Annotated in this window: 17 protein-coding genes; 7 read left to right on the plus strand and 10 right to left on the minus strand. The window is 59.5% G+C overall.

The genetic code is table 11. The features are described 5' to 3' along the window. Window positions 1–22 precede the first annotated feature (22 nt). Both BMY73_RS25225 and BMY73_RS25230 read left to right on the plus strand, forming a co-directional pair. A complete protein-coding gene (locus BMY73_RS25225) occupies window positions 23–988 on the plus strand; it encodes an L-carnitine dehydrogenase (protein WP_062385378.1) in 966 nt (321 codons plus the stop codon). A 150-nt stretch (window positions 989–1138) separates the two neighbouring features. Beyond that, a complete protein-coding gene (locus BMY73_RS25230; RefSeq protein ID WP_062385380.1) occupies window positions 1139–1612 on the plus strand; it encodes a thioesterase family protein in 474 nt (157 codons plus the stop codon). Between the two features lie 117 nt (window positions 1613–1729). Here the strand turns inward: BMY73_RS25230 and fba are convergent, their stop codons facing one another. The 6 genes from fba to tkt form a co-directional block, all read right to left on the minus strand. Further along, a complete protein-coding gene (gene fba, locus BMY73_RS25235) occupies window positions 1730–2794 on the minus strand; it encodes a class II fructose-bisphosphate aldolase (protein WP_062385382.1) in 1065 nt (354 codons plus the stop codon). Window positions 2795–2918: 124 nt separating this feature from the next. Further along, the gene (locus tag BMY73_RS25240; protein ID WP_092410529.1) at window positions 2919–3242 is read right to left on the minus strand and encodes an MliC family protein; all 324 of its coding nucleotides are present in this window, start codon (window positions 3240–3242) and stop codon (window positions 2919–2921) included. 99 nt (window positions 3243–3341) lie between these two features. Next, window positions 3342–3566: a putative periplasmic lipoprotein gene (locus tag BMY73_RS25245; RefSeq protein ID WP_062385386.1), complete on the minus strand. Its 225-nt coding sequence runs from the start codon at window positions 3564–3566 to the stop codon at window positions 3342–3344. A gap of 28 nt (window positions 3567–3594) precedes the next feature. Beyond that, window positions 3595–4758, minus strand: a complete 1164-nt coding sequence (locus tag BMY73_RS25250; RefSeq protein WP_092410531.1) for a phosphoglycerate kinase — start codon at window positions 4756–4758, stop codon at window positions 3595–3597. 17 nt (window positions 4759–4775) lie between these two features. Next, window positions 4776–5825, minus strand: coding sequence for an erythrose-4-phosphate dehydrogenase (gene epd, locus BMY73_RS25255; RefSeq protein WP_092410533.1), 1050 nt, complete (start codon window positions 5823–5825; stop codon window positions 4776–4778). 186 nt (window positions 5826–6011) lie between these two features. Beyond that, window positions 6012–8009, minus strand: a complete 1998-nt coding sequence (gene tkt, locus BMY73_RS25260; RefSeq protein WP_092410535.1) for a transketolase — start codon at window positions 8007–8009, stop codon at window positions 6012–6014. 257 nt (window positions 8010–8266) lie between these two features. Between tkt and BMY73_RS25265 the strand changes: the two genes are divergently transcribed. Then, a complete protein-coding gene (locus BMY73_RS25265; protein ID WP_092410537.1) occupies window positions 8267–9262 on the plus strand; it encodes an ArsR/SmtB family transcription factor in 996 nt (331 codons plus the stop codon). A gap of 20 nt (window positions 9263–9282) precedes the next feature. Next, window positions 9283–10473 carry a methionine adenosyltransferase gene (metK, locus tag BMY73_RS25270; RefSeq protein ID WP_062385395.1) on the plus strand — a complete coding sequence of 397 codons (1191 nt, stop codon included), beginning with the start codon at window positions 9283–9285 and terminating at the stop codon, window positions 10471–10473. A gap of 76 nt (window positions 10474–10549) precedes the next feature. Here the strand turns inward: metK and BMY73_RS25275 are convergent, their stop codons facing one another. Continuing rightward, a complete protein-coding gene (locus tag BMY73_RS25275) occupies window positions 10550–11170 on the minus strand; it encodes a LysE family translocator (RefSeq protein WP_092410539.1) in 621 nt (206 codons plus the stop codon). Window positions 11171–11365: 195 nt separating this feature from the next. Here BMY73_RS25275 and ligB point away from each other — a divergent pair, with 195 nt between their 5' ends. Together ligB and BMY73_RS25285 are read left to right on the plus strand one after the other, a co-directional pair. Beyond that, window positions 11366–13051: an NAD-dependent DNA ligase LigB gene (gene ligB, locus BMY73_RS25280; protein WP_092410541.1), complete on the plus strand. Its 1686-nt coding sequence runs from the start codon at window positions 11366–11368 to the stop codon at window positions 13049–13051. Between the two features lie 61 nt (window positions 13052–13112). Further along, the gene (locus tag BMY73_RS25285) at window positions 13113–13532 is read left to right on the plus strand and encodes a DUF1090 domain-containing protein (RefSeq protein ID WP_092410543.1); all 420 of its coding nucleotides are present in this window, start codon (window positions 13113–13115) and stop codon (window positions 13530–13532) included. A 145-nt stretch (window positions 13533–13677) separates the two neighbouring features. On the opposite strand, the gene BMY73_RS25290 is transcribed toward BMY73_RS25285, so the two are convergent. Together BMY73_RS25290 and BMY73_RS25295 are read right to left on the minus strand one after the other, a co-directional pair. Beyond that, on the minus strand, window positions 13678–14100 hold the full coding sequence (locus tag BMY73_RS25290; protein WP_082060902.1) for a c-type cytochrome: 423 nt from the start codon (window positions 14098–14100) through the stop codon (window positions 13678–13680). 150 nt (window positions 14101–14250) lie between these two features. Continuing rightward, window positions 14251–14637: an MAPEG family protein gene (locus BMY73_RS25295; protein ID WP_092410545.1), complete on the minus strand. Its 387-nt coding sequence runs from the start codon at window positions 14635–14637 to the stop codon at window positions 14251–14253. A 338-nt stretch (window positions 14638–14975) separates the two neighbouring features. Between BMY73_RS25295 and otnI the strand changes: the two genes are divergently transcribed. Next, window positions 14976–15767 (plus strand): 2-oxo-tetronate isomerase, encoded by a 792-nt coding sequence (gene otnI, locus BMY73_RS25300; RefSeq protein WP_092410547.1) that lies wholly within the window; start codon window positions 14976–14978, stop codon window positions 15765–15767. Between the two features lie 239 nt (window positions 15768–16006). Here otnI and BMY73_RS25305 read toward each other — a convergent pair. Then, the coding region (locus tag BMY73_RS25305; RefSeq protein WP_092410549.1) for a DUF2931 family protein at window positions 16007–16583 on the minus strand (577 nt) is incomplete at its 5' end.

Below are 16583 nucleotides of genomic sequence, written 5' to 3' on the forward strand. Positions count from 1 at the left end.
GGATTCTATTCAGGACATCACCATGACCTTCATCACCCACATCAAAACCTTCGCCGCACTCGGTAGCGGTGTCATCGGCAGTGGCTGGGTGGCTCGCGCGCTCGCCCATGGCCTGGACGTTGTCGCATGGGACCCGGCGCCGGGCGCCGAAGCCGCATTGCGCAAGCGCGTCGCCAATGCCTGGCCTGCGCTGGAACAGAAAGGCCTGGCCGCCGGTGCTTCGCAGGACCGTTTGCGCTTTGTCACCACTGTCGAAGAATGCGTGCGAGACGCTGACTTCATTCAAGAGAGTGCCCCGGAGCGTCTCGATCTCAAGCTGGATCTGCACAGCAAGATCAGCGCGGCCGCCAAACCCGACGCCATCATCGGCTCCAGCACCTCGGGCCTGCTGCCTTCCGAGTTCTACGAAAGCGCTACCCACCCTGAACGTTGCGTGGTCGGACACCCCTTCAACCCGGTTTACCTGCTGCCATTGGTCGAAGTCGTTGGTGGCAAGAACACGGCGCCGGAAGCGGTTCAGGCTGCGATCAAGGTTTACGAATCGCTGGGCATGCGCCCCCTGCATGTGCGCAAAGAGGTCCCGGGGTTTATTGCCGACCGACTGCTGGAAGCGCTGTGGCGTGAAGCCTTGCACCTGGTTAACGATGGCGTGGCCACGACGGGTGAAATCGACGATGCCATTCGTTTTGGTGCCGGCCTTCGCTGGTCGTTCATGGGCACTTTCCTGACGTACACGCTGGCGGGTGGCGATGCAGGCATGCGTCACTTCATGGCTCAGTTCGGCCCGGCGCTGCAGTTGCCATGGACCTATCTGCCAGCGCCAGAGCTGACCGACAAGCTGATCGACGATGTGGTCGACGGCACGAGCGAACAGCTCGGAACACACAGCATCTCGGCGCTTGAACGCTATCGCGATGATTGCCTGCTGGCGGTACTCGAGGCGGTCAAGACCACGAAGGCCAAGCACGGGATGGCGTTCAGCGACTGACAGCGCACGAATTACTCCTGATCGTTCCACACGCTCCGCGTGGGAATGCAGCCATGGGCGCTCCGCGCCCCAAAAATGACGCAGAGCGTCAACCGATGCGTGCCCACGCTGAGCGTGGGTACGATCATGTTTTAGTAACAGGACACTTCCATGCCTGCTCTTGTCACCTACAAAACCCCCATCCTCGCGGACTGGGTCGACTACAACGGCCATCTTCGCGATGCGTTCTACTTGTTGATTTTCAGTTACGCGACCGATGCGTTCATGGACCGCATCGGTCTGGCGAGCGATGACCGAGACGCCAGCGGCCATTCGCTGTTCACCCTGGAGGCCCACATCAACTACCTTCACGAAGTGAAACTCGGCGAAGACGTTGAGGTGCGTACGCAAATCGTCGCCCATGACCGCAAGCGCGTTCAGCTTTACCACAGCCTGTACAAGGCCGGTGGCGATGAAGAACTGGCTGCCAGCGATCAGATGCTGTTACACGTCGATCTCGCCGCTGGCCCCAAATCAGCCCCATTCAGTGAGCAATCGCTGGAAGCCCTGCGTCTGCTCACAGAAGCGCAACATGACCAACCGGCTCCCGCCTACGTCGGTCGCGTCATCGGCCTGCCCAAGTGATGAACCTACTGTAGGAGCGCGGCTTGTCCCGCGCCTACAGGAATATGCTGACAACGGGCACAAAAAAGCCCGCATCGCTGCGGGCTTCTTCTATCGGGCAATCTGATCAAACACTGATCAGTTGACCTTGGCGTTCAACTCGCCTTTGGCGTAACGCTCGAACATCTTCTCCAGCGAGATCGGTTTGATCTTGGAGGCGTTGCCGGCGGTGCCGAAGGCTTCGTAACGGGCGATGCAGACGTCGCGCATGGCCGATACGGTTTTCGCCAGGTATTTACGTGGGTCGAACTCGCTCGGGTTCTTCGCCATGAACTCACGGATAGCGCCGGTGGACGCCAGACGCAGGTCGGTGTCGATATTGACCTTGCGCACGCCGTGCTTGATGCCTTCAACGATTTCTTCGACCGGCACACCGTAGGTTTCTTTGATGTCACCGCCGTACTCGTTGATGATCTTCAGCCACTCCTGAGGAACGGAAGAAGAACCGTGCATCACCAGGTGAGTGTTAGGGATGCGCTTGTGGATCTCTTTAATGCGCTCGATCGCAAGGATGTCGCCAGTCGGCGGCTTGGTGAACTTGTACGCACCGTGGCTGGTGCCGATGGCGATGGCCAGAGCATCGACCTGAGTCTTCTTCACGAAGTCAGCGGCTTCTTCCGGATCGGTCAGCATCTGACTGTGATCCAGCTGACCTTCAGCACCGACGCCGTCTTCTTCACCGGCCATACCGGTTTCCAGCGAACCCAGAACGCCCAGCTCACCTTCTACCGAAACGCCACACGCGTGTGCCATGGCAACGGTTTCCTGAGTAACGCGCACGTTGTACTCGTAGTCCGCCGGGCTCTTGCCGTCTTCGCGCAGCGAACCGTCCATCATCACCGAGCTGAAGCCCAGTTGAATCGAACGTTGGCAAATGGCAGGGCTGGTGCCGTGGTCCTGGTGCATGACCACCGGGATGTGCGGGAATTCTTCAATTGCGGCCAGAATCAGGTGACGCAGGAAAGGCGCACCGGCGTATTTACGTGCACCGGCCGACGCCTGAACGATCACCGGGGAATCGGTCTTGTCGGCCGCTTCCATAATGGCGCGCATCTGTTCCAGGTTGTTCACGTTGAATGCAGGAACGCCATAGCCGAATTCGGCGGCGTGGTCCAACATCTGGCGCATGCTGATAAGTGCCATTGTCTGTCTCTCTCCCGGTAGGGTCGTTAATCGTGCGTGCCTGCCGTATCGGCGGCTATTCAAATTATAGGGGCGTAATGCGTGATCACCGCCCGGTGTTGCATCGGTCGATGCCGCCTAACCCTCAAGGGGCCTTGCAGCCACGACCGATCAAATCGTTGGTAGCGTCCCAGTAAACCAAGCCCTCGCTGCCCTTGTTGTCGAACGCCAGTACACCGTTGCTGTACAGCGTGCCGGAAGCACCGGGCGCCGCTTGCAGACGGAAGACCTGCTCGCTCTGATTCAAGCGCACATCGACCTCTTTTTTCGCTGGATCCGCATACCGCCAGTAAATCTCCGCTTTGCTGTCACAGACCCAATGGGTCCAGCCGGCAACCGGTTCAGAAGCCTTCATGCTGGCGCACCCGCCCAGCAGCATCAGTGTCGCAAGGGCAATCAAGCCTTTCATTACCACTCCTGGATCCCCTGCGAAGCGTGACGCGTGTCCATGGCTTCGATGCCCAGGGGCAGTTCTGTTTCGATGTTCCGGTTCGCCGTCAGTTCAGATTCAGCGACAGGCTACCGGCCCGACTGCGGGCATGAAATCGTATTTTTCCCAGACTTCAGGACCGCCGCGCTTGTAAACGATCGGTACGGTTTCAGCCTGCCAGCCCGCCTGGTAGCAGCTGACCTGAAGCAGTTCAGGCGCCGTGTCCGACGTCTGCGCCTCAGGCTCGCTCGCACAGCCGACCAGCAAACCCGCCATGATTAACAGCGGTAATGGCTTGACCATCGCACTCCCCTTCACCCCGACCTGACACTCAGGCCTTGGCGCGTTGTTCCAGAACTTCCACGGCAGGCAGCACCTTGCCCTCGACGAACTCGAGGAACGCACCGCCGCCTGTGGAAATGTAGGAGATTTTCTCGCCCACACCGTATTTGTCGATTGCAGCCAGGGTGTCGCCACCACCGGCAATGGAGAATGCCGGACTTTCAGCAATGGCCTCGGCCAGCACTTTGGTGCCATTGCCGAACTGATCGAACTCGAACACCCCGACCGGGCCGTTCCACAGAATAGTCTTGGAAGATTTCAACAATTCGGCGAAATGCGCCGCCGTTTTCGGGCCAATGTCCAGAATCATGTCGTCATCGGCGACGTCAGCAATCAGCTTGACGGTGGCTTCTGCATCTTCGGCGAATTTCTTGGCGACCACCACGTCGACCGGCAACGGAACGCTGACCTTCGCGGCAATGGCGCGAGCCGTGTCCAGCAGGTCGGGTTCATACAGCGACTTGCCCACCGGATGGCCGGCCGCGGCCAGGAAGGTGTTGGCGATACCGCCACCGACGATCAGCTGATCGCAGATCTGGCTCAGGCTGTTCAGCACGTCCAGTTTGGTGGAAACCTTGGAGCCGGCAACGATAGCGGCCATTGGTTTGGCCGGTTTGCCCAGGGCTTTGCCCAGCGCATCCAGCTCGGCAGCCAGCAATGGACCCGCAGCGGCGACCTTGGCGAATTTAGCAACGCCGTGCGTCGACCCCTCAGCGCGGTGAGCGGTACCGAACGCATCCATTACGAACACGTCGCACAGGGCGGCGTACTTTTGCGCCAGCTCGTCGGCGTTCTTTTTCTCGCCCTTGTTGAAGCGCACATTTTCAAACAGGACGATATCGCCTGCCTTCACGTCGACGCCATCCAGGTATTCGGCTACCAGTGGCACGTCACGACCCAGCGCCTTGCTCAGGTACTCGGCGACCGGCTTGAGGCTGTTCTCGGCAGAAAACTCACCCTCGGTCGGACGACCCAGGTGCGAGCAAACCATGACGGCGGCGCCCTTTTCCAGCGCCAGCTTGATGGTCGGCAGCGAAGCAAGAATACGTGCGTCGCTGGTGACGACCCCGTCCTTGACCGGGACGTTGAGGTCTTCGCGGATCAGTACACGCTTACCTTGCAGATCGAGGTCGGTCATCTTCAACACGGTCATGAGGCGTTCCCTGTTTATTACTGTTGTTTATGGATGCTGTGCAAATAGTGATCGGCGACATCCAGCATTCGATTGGCAAAGCCCCATTCGTTGTCGAACCAGGCCAGCACATTGACCAGCCGCGGACCGGAAACCCGGGTCTGGCTGGCATCGATGATGGCCGAATGAGGGTCATGGTTGAAATCACAGCTGGCGTGCGGCAACTCGGTATATGCCAGCAAACCTTTGAGCGGGCCGCGGGTAGCGGCCTCGCGCAAGATGCGGTTGATTTCAAGCGCATCGGTATCACGTGCGACCTGCATCGTGATATCCAGGCAAGACACATTCACCGTCGGCACCCGAACTGCTTTGGCCTGAATTCGGCCGGCAAGTTCCGGAAGCAGGCGCTCGATACCGCGCGCCAGACCAGTGGACACCGGAATGATCGACTGGAACGCCGAACGTGTGCGACGCAGGTCTTCATGATGATAGGCGTCAATCACCGGTTGGTCGTTCATCGCCGAGTGAATCGTGGTGATGGTGACGTATTCCAGGCCCAGCTCGCGGTTCAGCAGATCCAGCAACGGCACACTGCAGTTGGTCGTGCAGGACGCCGCAGACACCAGCAACTCTTCACCCGTCAGGTTTTGCTGGTTGATGCCGTAAACGATGGTCGCGTCGACATCCGCCTCGCTGGCCATCGGCTGAGAAAACAGCACCCGTGGCGCGCGGGCCGCGAGAAAGCGCTCGGCATCGGCGCGGGTGTTGTAGACACCCGAGCACTCAAGCACCAGATCAACGTCCAGTTCGTGCCAGTCAATGCCTTCCGGCGTCGCGCTGCGAAACACTTTGATGACGTGATCGTTGATGTGCAGAAAATCGCCTTCGACCCGCACGTCGCCGGGAAACCGGCCGTGTGTGGAGTCAAAGCGCGTCAGGTATTCGAGACTGGCCATGTCGGCCAGATCGTTGATCGCCACCACCTCAAAGCCTGCCTTCGCACCTCGCTCGCACAGCGCGCGCAGCACACAGCGGCCGATCCGACCGTAACCATTGAGGGCGACTTTATAAGGGCGTGGCTGAGGCATGGGGTTCTCGGTTTTGAATGACACAAAGAACCTGTAGGAGCGAGGCTTGTCCCGCGATCTGCCGGGAACCGGCAGCAAACCCGGCGAATGCGGTGTGTCAGGCACAACCCGGGTCGCATGATGTTGCTGCCACTTCGTGGCAGATCGCGGGACAAGCCTCGCTCCTACAGAGAGAGCGCAGGCTGCTTAGTCTTCCAGCAGCTCTTCAGCCGTGGAGAGGATGTTCTCCAGCGTGAAACCGAACTCTTCGAACAGCAGATTCGCTGGCGCCGACTCACCAAAGGTGGTCATGCCGATGACGCGGCCTTCCAGGCCCACGTACTTGTACCAGTAATCGGCGTGCGCGGCTTCGATGGCGATACGCGCGCTGACTTCCAGCGGCAGGACCGACTGCTTGTACAACGCGTCCTGCGACTCGAACACGCTGGTGCACGGCATCGACACCACACGCACGTTCTTGCCTTCAGCGGTCAGCTTGTCGAACGCCTGAACCGCCAGGCCGACTTCCGAACCGGTGGCGATCAGGATCAGATCCGGCTCGCCGTTGCAGTCACGCAGCACGTAGCCACCCCGGTTGATGTTCTCCAGTTGCAGCGCATCGCGCGACTGATGCTGCAGATTCTGACGAGAGAAGATCAGCGCCGAAGGACCGTCGTCACGCTCGATGGCGTGTTTCCAGGCCACGGCCGATTCCACGGCGTCGGCTGGGCGCCAGGTGTCCAGGTTCGGGGTCGAACGCAGGCTGGTCAGTTGCTCGATCGGCTGGTGAGTCGGGCCGTCTTCGCCCAGACCGATGGAGTCATGGGTGAACACATAGATGACACGCTTCTTCATCAGCGAGGACATGCGCACGGCGTTGCGTGCGTATTCCATGAAGATCAGGAAGGTGGCGCCGTAAGGCACGAAACCGCCGTGCAGGGCGATGCCGTTCATGATCGCGCCCATGCCGAACTCACGCACGCCGTAGTGCAGGTAGTTACCGTCGGCCTCTTCGCCGGTGATGCTCTTGCAACCTTTCCAGATGGTCAGGTTGGAGCCGGCCAGGTCAGCCGAGCCGCCGAGGAACTCAGGCAGCAGCGGACCGAAATTGCTCAGGGCATTCTGGCTGGCTTTACGGCTGGCGATGGTTTCGCCCTTGGCGTTCACTTCAGCCACGTATGCAGCGGACTTTTCAGCGAAGTCGGCTGGCAGCTCACCGCTCATGCGGCGGATCAGCTCGTTGGCCAGTTCAGGGAATGCAGCGGAGTAGGCAGCGAAACGCTGGTCCCACTCGGCTTCGACCGCCAGGCCCTTCTCCTTGGCGTTCCACTCTTTGTAGATGTCGGCCGGGATTTCGAATGGACCATGGGTCCACTTCAGCGCGGCGCGGGTCAGAGCGATTTCTTCGTTGCCCAGCGGAGCGCCGTGGCACTCTTCCTTGCCTTGCTTGTTCGGCGAGCCGAAGCCAATGGTGGTCTTGCAGCAGATCAGGGTCGGCTTGTCGCTCTTGCGAGCGGTGTCGATGGCGGTCTTGATCTCGTCGGCGTCATGGCCGTCGACGTTGCGAATCACCAGCCAGCCGTACGACTCAAAGCGCTTCGGCGTGTCGTCGGTGAACCAGCCTTCGACTTCGCCGTCGATGGAGATGCCGTTGTCATCGTAGAAGGCGATCAGTTTGTTCAGGCGCAGGGTGCCGGCCAACGAAGCGACTTCGTGGGAAATGCCTTCCATCATGCAGCCATCACCCATGAACACGTAGGTGTGGTGGTCGACGATGTTATGGCCAGGGCGGTTGAACTGCGCAGCCAGCGTTTTCTCGGCAACCGCGAAACCAACAGCGTTCGCGAAACCCTGACCCAGCGGACCGGTGGTGGTTTCGACGCCTGGCGTGTAGCCGTATTCCGGGTGACCCGGTGTGCGGCTGTGCAATTGACGGAAGTTCTTCAGGTCGTCAATCGACAGGTCATAACCGGTCAGGTGCAGCAGCGAGTAGATCAGCATCGAGCCGTGGCCGTTGGACAGGATGAACCGGTCACGGTCAGCGAAGTGAGGGTTGCTCGGGTTGTGCTTCAGATAATCGCGCCACAGGACTTCAGCGATATCCGCCATGCCCATCGGGGCTCCTGGGTGGCCGCTGTTGGCCTTTTGCACGGCATCCATGCTGAGGGCACGGATGGCATTGGCACGCTCACGACGGCTGGGCATCGCTGATCTCCTGGGGCAGAAAGAAGTGGGATCTGAAAAAGGCGGCCATTTTCCCTCAGGCACTGCTTCGGAGCAATGACAGATACAGTTCGAAGCAAGATTTTCCGGCGTTGTGGGCATTATTTGTACTAACCGGCAGCGCCTCTGGTCGCAAACGACGGAATCGCAGGGTCAGACCCGCCACCCATCGACCAATATCAAAACTTTTTGATATTGGTCTTGCGGCAGGCCAACACGATAACTAGACTGCCAGCCCTATGAATCTTCGCGTACCCGCCATCAGCCATGACCAAAGCGACGAACTGGCAGCCTTGTGCAAGGCCGGTGGTGACCCGCTGCGTCTGAATGTGCTGCGCGCGCTGTCGAACGATTCGTTCGGCGTGCTGGAGCTGGCGCAGATTTTCGCCATCGGTCAGTCCGGCATGAGCCACCACTTGAAGGTGCTGGCCCAGGCAGACCTGGTCGCGACGCGCCGGGAAGGCAATGCGATTTTTTATCGCCGCGCCCTGCCCCACACCGAACAGATCGGCGGCAAGCTGCACGCGGCGCTGCTTGAAGAAGTCGATGGCTTGACACTGCCCGACGACGTACGAAGCCGGATCGGCCTGGTGCATCGTCAACGTGCCAACGCCAGCCAGGACTTCTTCGCCCGGACCGCCGAGAAATTTCGTGCCCAGCAGGACCTGATCGCAGGACTGCCGCAGTACCGCGACAGCCTGCTGTCATTGCTCGACAAGCTAGGCTTCGGTGCCGACGCCACTGCAGTCGAAGTCGGCCCCGGCGATGGTGGATTTCTGCCTGACCTGGCGCAACGCTTCCGGCATGTCACCGGCCTGGATAACAGCCCGGCCATGCTCGACCTCGCGCGTGCGATCTGCGAGCAGAAGGCGCTGGGTAATGTGGAACTGAAACTGGCCGATGCGCTGGCCGACGCTAACATTTGCGGCGATTGCGTCGTCTTGAATATGGTGCTCCACCATTTCGCGGCGCCGGCCGACGCATTGAAACAACTGGCCAACCTGTTGCAACCGGGCGGTAGCCTCTTGGTGACAGAGTTGTGCAGCCACGACCAGAGCTGGGCCAGGGAGGCCTGTGGCGATCTCTGGTTAGGTTTCGAACAGGAAGATCTGGCCCGTTGGGCCATCGCTGCGGGGCTGGTCCCCGGGGAAAGCCTGTACATAGGCTTACGTAATGGTTTCCAGATTCAGGTCCGCCATTTTCAGCGACCGGCTGGCGACACTCACCATCGGTAATACTCAGGAAAACCGTCGAGATGAGCGAATACTCCCTTTTCACCTCCGAGTCCGTGTCCGAAGGGCATCCGGACAAAATCGCCGACCAGATCTCCGATGCGGTGCTGGACGCCATCATTGCCCAGGACAAACACGCTCGCGTAGCGGTTGAAACCCTGGTCAAGACCGGCGTTGCCATCGTTGCTGGCGAAGTCACCACCAGCGCGTGGGTTGACCTGGAGCAGATCGTTCGTGACGTGATCAGCGACATCGGCTACACCAGCTCCGACGTCGGCTTCGACGGCGCAACCTGCGGCGTGATGAACATCATCGGCAAGCAGTCGCCTGACATCAACCAGGGTGTCGACCGTGCCAAGCCTGAAGATCAGGGCGCCGGCGACCAGGGTTTGATGTTCGGCTATGCCAGCAACGAAACCGCCGAGCTGATGCCTGCGCCTATCGCGTTCTCGCACCAGTTGGTCAAGCGTCAGGCTGAAGCCCGTAAATCGGGTCTGCTGCCCTGGCTGCGCCCGGACGCCAAATCCCAGGTCACCTGCCGCTACGAAAACGGCATTGTGGTCGGGATCGACGCGATCGTTCTGTCGACCCAGCACAACCCTGAAGTCTCGTACGCCGACCTGCGCGAAGGCGTCATGGAGCTGATCGTCAAGCACGTGCTGCCCGCCGAACTGCTGCACAAAGACACCCAGTTCCACATCAACCCGACTGGCCAGTTCATCATCGGTGGCCCGGTAGGTGACTGCGGCCTGACCGGTCGCAAGATCATCGTCGACAGCTACGGCGGCATGGCCCGTCACGGCGGCGGCGCGTTCTCCGGCAAGGACCCATCGAAGGTTGACCGTTCGGCTGCTTACGCTGGCCGTTACGTTGCCAAGAACATCGTTGCTGCCGGTCTGGCCGAGCGTTGCGAGATTCAAGTGTCCTACGCCATCGGCGTCGCTCAACCGACCTCGATCTCGCTGAACACCTTCGGCACCGGCAAGATCAGCGATGACAAGATCGTCAAACTGGTCCGCGAGCACTTCGATCTGCGTCCATACGCGATCACCACCATGCTCGACCTGCTGCACCCGATGTACCAGGAAACCGCCGCTTACGGCCACTTCGGTCGTACGCCGGAAACCAAGACCGTGGGCGACGACACCTTCTCCACGTTCACCTGGGAAAAAACCGACCGCGCTGCTGCATTGCGCGCTGCTGCTGGTTTGTAAAACGCCCGGCTGCTTGAAGCAGTCGATAGCGTCACAAAAAGCCCCTGGCGATGAAAATCGTCAGGGGCTTTTGCATTCAGGCCCTGCGTGCCACTAACAAGAACGATGCCGCACTCGCCAGCAATCCTGCGCAGGCACGATTGAACAGTCGCTTGCCGCTCGGCTTGGCAAACAACCGGCGAGCGTGGATTCCCATGTAGCAATAAAGCGCGATGGCGATGCATTCGAGGCCGAGAAACATGGCGCCCAGTTGCGCGAATTGAGTGGTGATTGCGCCTGAACGGTCAACGAACTGCGGCAGGAAGGCGGTGAACAAGAGAATCGCCTTGGGATTGCCGATCGCCACCAGAAACTCCTGTCGGGCCAGTCGCCCCGATCCCGCCTGAGAAACGGTTTCATCGGCATGGCCATCCGCCCGAGCGCGCCACAGTTGTACGGCCAGATAAAACAAGTACGCCGCGCCGACCAGCTTGATCGCATGGAACAGCCACTCGGATGTGTGCAACACAGCAGTCAAACCCACAGCCGCCAGAGCAATCATGATGGCGAAGGCCAGCAATCGTCCGAGCCCGCCACGGCAGGCACGCGCAAAGCCATAACGCGACGCATTGCTGATCGACAGCAGGTTGTTCGGGCCTGGAGCCATATTCAAGGCGAAGCAGGCAGGGATAAAAACGGCGAGGGTCGACAGGTCCATTTTCGTAGGCGTCCTATGCAGGCGCTGGGTTGAAACATCATTTTGCACTTGTACCAAAACGGCTCAAGAGACAGCTGTGAAGCGAAAGCGGGCTCGACTGTACCGGCCATGAAAAACGCGGTAACCAAGCGCAAAGGAACAAAGTCGCCCCGCATCCTAGCCTTGCCCGTCTCAACCTCAGGCAAGGACGCTTCGATGCTGCTACTTCTTCGCCCTTTTATCGCTTTGGCACTCGCGCTCTCTTTCGAGACCGCCAACGCCCTAACCTGTCCCGACTGGCCTGCCGCCAAAGCCGGCAGCGAAATCTCCTCCCTGCAAACCCAGATCGAACACTGGAATGACAGCTATCACCGCCAAGGCGTTTCGCTTGTGGCCGATGAGCTCTACGATCAGTCGGTGCAACGGCTTTCACATCTTCGTGGCTGCTTTGCGAGACCGGCACCCATCGACGAAAACCCGCTGAAGACCGCTGCGGGGCCGAACGTGCATCCTGTGCCACACACCGGTCTCAACAAGCTCCCTGACGAACGCGCGGTGCAGGCGTGGCTCAAGGGGCGAGACGATCTGTGGATTCAACCGAAGGTAGATGGCGTCGCGGTCACGCTTGTTTACAAAGACGGGAAGCTGGTGAAGGCGATCAGTCGAGGCGATGGAGTCAGGGGACAGGACTGGACCGAACATGCCCATCAGATCGCGGCGATACCTTCGCATTTGGCGTGGCAAAAAACGCTGGTGCTGCAGGGCGAGCTGTATTGGCGGTTAAGCGGCCACGTACAGGCCAACGCCGGAAGCCTGAATGCTCGTAGTAAAGTCGCCGGGCTGCTGGCACGCACCTCCATCACTGAAGAAGACGGCGCAAACGTCGGGTTGTTCGTCTGGGACTGGCCCGATGGCCCGGAAGGCATGCAGGACCGTCTGACCGGCCTGCGTGCGCTGGGCTTTACCGACAGTGCGACCCTCAGTGAGCCCATCGAAAGTGTCGACCAGGCCAAAAACTGGCGCGAGCATTGGTATACAAATCCGCTGCCGTTTGCCACCGACGGCGTGGTCATCCGTCAGGGCATCCGCCCTCCAGCAGACCGCTGGCAGGCGAAGGCACCTTACTGGATAGCCGCATGGAAATACCCGTTCGCCCAAGTAGTGGGTGAAGTTCGCAAGGTGCATTTCAACATCGGGCGAAGCGGGAAAATTACGCCGGTACTGGACATCGAACCGGTGCAACTGGACGACCGGAAGGTCAGCCGGATCAGTGTGGGCTCATTCAAACGCTGGCAGACGCTGGATATTCGACCGGGAGACCACGTGGCGATCAGCTTGGCGGGGCTGACCATTCCGCGGCTCGATGGCGTCGTCACACGCCACGTCGAGCGGGTGGAAATGAAGGTGCCTGATGCTGCGGATTACCACGCGCTGAGTTGCTGGCAGCCAATAGAGGGATGTGAAAGCCAGTTTCGCGAGCGATTGAAATGGCTGAGCAGCAAGAAGGGCCTGGCACTTCCGGGTGTAGGACCGGGCACCTGGGACAAGTTGATAGACACAGGGCACCTCAACGGTTTGCTGGACTGGATGCCCCTTGATGCGACACAGCTTGCTAACATTCCCGGTCTTGGCGATCAGAGCAGCGCTAAACTGCTGAAGAGTTTTCAGGGAGCCCGCGAACAATCGTTCGAAGTTTGGCTCAAAGCCATCGGTTTACCGCCGACCGCAGGCGCTCCACTGGGTGAGTCGTGGTCGGATCTGTCGACTCGGGACGTGGGTCAATGGCAAGCCGTGGCCGGTATTGGGCCGGGACGCGCGCAGCAGCTAACGGCTTTTTTTCAGAACCCGCACGTGCAAGCGCTGGCCCGACAGCTGCGAGAGCAAGGCATCAAAGGGTTCTAGTCATCTTTTTGTCCCGGACGATTGTGTCGAGCGTCCGGGCGCCCGTTTTCAAGGAGCGTTCATGAAATTCTTGTCACCGCTGATTGTGTTCACGGCCTGCGGGCTGTTGGCAGCCCCTTTGTTCGCGGCTGAACAGGCTCCCGAGTTGAGCGGCTGCGCGGCCAAACGTCAGGACATCAGCAATCAGATCGAACAGGCCAAGGCAGCGGGCAACAGCGATCAGCAGTCGGGACTGGAAAAAGCCCTGAGCGAGGTCACCGCCAATTGCACCGATGCCGGCCTGCTCAAGCAGCAGGAACAAAAGGTACTGGACGCGAAACGCGAAGTGAGCCGCCGCCAGGCCGATCTGAACAAGGCCATGAGCAAGGGCGACCCTGACAAGATCAACAAGCGCAAAGACAAGCTGGCTGAGTCGCGCAAGGAACTGCAAGACGCACAGGAAGAACTGGAGAAGGTTCAGCCGGATGAGGAGGATGAGTAGGTCATGAAGGGTGAGGGGTTCAGCCTGTCTTTGTGGGAGTGAAGTTGCTCACGAAGACGGGGCACGAACGATCCAGGTGTATGGATTGTTCCAACGCCTTCGCGAGCAGGCTCGCTCCCGCAGGATATCGTCATCTTTTCAGCCGCTAGTGATCCCGGAATTCTTTATGACAGGCGTCGCAGGCGTCTTCGACGTTGTTCATCGGCGGGATCATGTTGGCGGCGGTCAACGGCAGTTGCCGGGTTGCTGTCACCAACTCGCCGGTGCGGGCTTCAAGCTGCCCCGCCAGCTCCTGAAACCGCGCCTGCCGCTGCCACACGGCATCTTTAGCGCTGGTGTGCTCGGACTCTTTCACTGCGGGAAAATGCTTCCAGGGCTCATGCGACAACCCATCCAGCTTCACCGCACCCTCGGCGAATTTCGGACCGTCGAACGGCAAGCGGCCGCGCAACATGCCGCCAATGTCTTCACTGGTTTTCAGCATTTGCTTGAAGATCGCCTTGCGTTGCCCCAGCGGCGAATCGGGATCCACGCCTCCGCAGGCACTCAAGGCGAGCGCGCCGATCATCAACAGGCTTATCGCTTTCAACGACGGATGTCTCAGCGACAGTTTTCTCAACGCAACGCTCTTCGGATTCATGGCGACGACTGCTGGAAAAAATGGTCGCCAGTATCCGCGCACGCCTTGAAAAACCCAAGTGAATGATCGGCATCGCAATCAGACGGAAATGCCAAACAAGGCGATCACCAACCCAAGACCGATAAACCACGCCAGCGAGCGCAAGGCCGCCAGGTCCGCCAAGTAGAAAATGATGTAGAGCAGACGACTGGTCACGAACAGCACCGCCAGCACATCAATGGTGACCAACTGCGCGACGCCGGCGATATGAGCAATGATCACCCCGGCGGCGAACCCCGGAATCGCTTCAAAGCTGTTCTGCTGCGCGGCATGGGCACGACGCGGCAGACCTTCCAGGCTGTCCAGAAAGTCCCGCGGGTTATGGTTTTGCCGGGCACCGAAACGGCCACTACCAAACTTGGCAATCGACGTACAGACCAGCGGCAACAGAATCACGATCAACACGCACCAGAAGGCAACGGTCATATTTGCAGCATCCTCTTAGAATGTGAGCTTCATCAAGCGCTCCCCCACAGGCTAAGAGCCGCAGCTAGTTGAAAGGTTCTTCCCATCATGCGTGCGCCAGGATCTGCACGGCAGTTTCTTGCGACTGTCATGATGCGAACGATTGGCTAAGATGCCAGCCATCACAGCCGATTCGACCGTAAGCCGTGCCACAGGAGTCTGAATGTCCAGCGAAGGCGACACCACCGGCCAGTGCTACATGGCTTGAAGCTGGACGCCCTGCACTGCGTATCGATCCGTTGGCGCTGTTCGATAGATCCCGCCCGCCCGGAAGGGGCTGAACATCCAAGGAGAAAACCATGCCTCGTTTCGCTGCCAACCTCAGCATGCTGTACCCGCAACATGACTTCCTCGCGCGCTTTTCGGCTGCGGCAGGTGATGGCTTCGAAGCGGTGGAGTATCTGTTCCCCTACGATTTCAGCGCTGCGGAAATCAGACTCCGCCTGGACAATTTCGGCCTGACTCAGGCGCTGTTCAACGCACCACCGGGTGACTGGGGCAAGGGTGAACGGGGCATCGCTTCATTGCCGGGACGGGAGAGCGAATTCCGCAGCGGCTTCCAGAAGGCGCTGGAATATGCCGCAGTGCTGGGTAATGACCGCATCCACGTCATGGCCGGCTTGCTGCCCACCGAAGAACTGCGCCAGAAGCACCATGCGGTGTACCTGGAAAACCTGAGCCATGCCGCACAGGAAGCGGCCAAAGTCGGAATCACCGTACTGATCGAACCAATCAACACCCGCGACATGCCGGGCTTCTTCCTCAACCGTCAGGATCAGGGCCAGTCGGTGTGCAAGGAAGTGGGCGCGGACAACCTGAAGGTGCAGTTTGATTTCTATCACTGCCAGATCGTCGAAGGCGACGTGACCAACAAGCTGCGCCGTGACTTCGCCGGGATCGGCCACATCCAGATCGCCGGTGTGCCGGATCGTCATGAGCCGAACATGGGGGAAGTGAACTATCCATGGCTGTTCGACGAGATCGACCGTTTAGGTTATACCGGCTGGGTCGGTTGCGAGTACCGCCCCAAAGGCGCTACCAGCGAAGGTCTGCAGTGGCTGCGGGACTGGAAAGCGCGGAATCCCGCGTGATGCACCTTCCTTCTGTATGCGCCGGTTGGTCCTGCGATCCGCGGTGAAGCGTTCGTAAAGCCGACATAAGTAGTGTGTCAGGTACACCGTATCTGCCGGTTTTACTGCCGGTGCCCGGCAGATCGCGGGACAAGCCACGCTCCTACAGGTGTTGTATTCACCACAGATTCGCGTCTACGCCGCAGGCGCATCATTGTTTGATCACTTTTCCCTTGAATTGGCGAAGCCTGAGCCAGCGCTTACCAAGAGTCATAAGGGATGCCAAATTTGTCGATGTAGGCCTGGGCATCGGGCTCCAACTTCAGCCCATATTTGCCGCCACTTTCACCAAGATAGGGCCCTTTCGACACCACCTTGCCCTGCACCCGGCTCACCTCAATCGCATCGAGACAGGGCCCATTCACCCAAGCCTTGGCAACACCGCCAGGTGCCAGGCCGATGGTGATGTTCTCCCGATAGTCAGTGATCCATTTACCCCTCCCCCTGCAATACGCCCTCTCCCCCTTGACCATGAGTTCGCGAGCGCTTTCAGGGATCTCGATATAGGCGTAGTACGTCTGCGGCTCTGCCAGCGATTGCCAGCGCACGTAAATGAAACATGGCAGGTCTGCGCCGTATACATATTTCCCCTTACCGTCACCGGGATTTCGGGGCCAACCTCGAGGGTTGCCTTTGAGGTTTGAGGGACTCGATATGGAAGACACTCCACTCATTGCCCGTTTGAACCAGCGATCGTTGGTATCCACCGCATCAGCCGTTTCGATCCAGACTTCCATGTAGTCAGGAGCGAAAAATCCCAACCGCCAGGCGTCATAG

Source organism: Pseudomonas sp. NFACC02, from assembly GCF_900110765.1.
Lineage (GTDB): Bacteria > Pseudomonadota > Gammaproteobacteria > Pseudomonadales > Pseudomonadaceae > Aquipseudomonas.

What these genes read in the sequence shown, in the direction of transcription:
- BMY73_RS25290 (WP_082060902.1), bottom strand. Translation starts at nt 14,100, where the DNA reads ATGATCGGCGCGCTCGCCTTGAGTGCCTGCGGAGGCGTGGATCCCGAT.
- BMY73_RS25230 (WP_062385380.1), top strand. Translation starts at nt 1,139, where the DNA reads ATGCCTGCTCTTGTCACCTACAAAACCCCCATCCTCGCGGACTGGGTC.
- otnI (WP_092410547.1), top strand. Translation starts at nt 14,976, where the DNA reads ATGCCTCGTTTCGCTGCCAACCTCAGCATGCTGTACCCGCAACATGAC.
- BMY73_RS25275 (WP_092410539.1), bottom strand. Translation starts at nt 11,170, where the DNA reads ATGGACCTGTCGACCCTCGCCGTTTTTATCCCTGCCTGCTTCGCCTTG.
- epd (WP_092410533.1), bottom strand. Translation starts at nt 5,825, where the DNA reads ATGCCTCAGCCACGCCCTTATAAAGTCGCCCTCAATGGTTACGGTCGG.
- BMY73_RS25245 (WP_062385386.1), bottom strand. Translation starts at nt 3,566, where the DNA reads ATGGTCAAGCCATTACCGCTGTTAATCATGGCGGGTTTGCTGGTCGGC.
- BMY73_RS25285 (WP_092410543.1), top strand. Translation starts at nt 13,113, where the DNA reads ATGAAATTCTTGTCACCGCTGATTGTGTTCACGGCCTGCGGGCTGTTG.
- BMY73_RS25265 (WP_092410537.1), top strand. Translation starts at nt 8,267, where the DNA reads ATGAATCTTCGCGTACCCGCCATCAGCCATGACCAAAGCGACGAACTG.
- tkt (WP_092410535.1), bottom strand. Translation starts at nt 8,009, where the DNA reads ATGCCCAGCCGTCGTGAGCGTGCCAATGCCATCCGTGCCCTCAGCATG.
- BMY73_RS25240 (WP_092410529.1), bottom strand. Translation starts at nt 3,242, where the DNA reads ATGAAAGGCTTGATTGCCCTTGCGACACTGATGCTGCTGGGCGGGTGC.
- BMY73_RS25295 (WP_092410545.1), bottom strand. Translation starts at nt 14,637, where the DNA reads ATGACCGTTGCCTTCTGGTGCGTGTTGATCGTGATTCTGTTGCCGCTG.
- BMY73_RS25250 (WP_092410531.1), bottom strand. Translation starts at nt 4,758, where the DNA reads ATGACCGTGTTGAAGATGACCGACCTCGATCTGCAAGGTAAGCGTGTA.
- ligB (WP_092410541.1), top strand. Translation starts at nt 11,366, where the DNA reads ATGCTGCTACTTCTTCGCCCTTTTATCGCTTTGGCACTCGCGCTCTCT.
- fba (WP_062385382.1), bottom strand. Translation starts at nt 2,794, where the DNA reads ATGGCACTTATCAGCATGCGCCAGATGTTGGACCACGCCGCCGAATTC.
- metK (WP_062385395.1), top strand. Translation starts at nt 9,283, where the DNA reads ATGAGCGAATACTCCCTTTTCACCTCCGAGTCCGTGTCCGAAGGGCAT.
- BMY73_RS25225 (WP_062385378.1), top strand. Translation starts at nt 23, where the DNA reads ATGACCTTCATCACCCACATCAAAACCTTCGCCGCACTCGGTAGCGGT.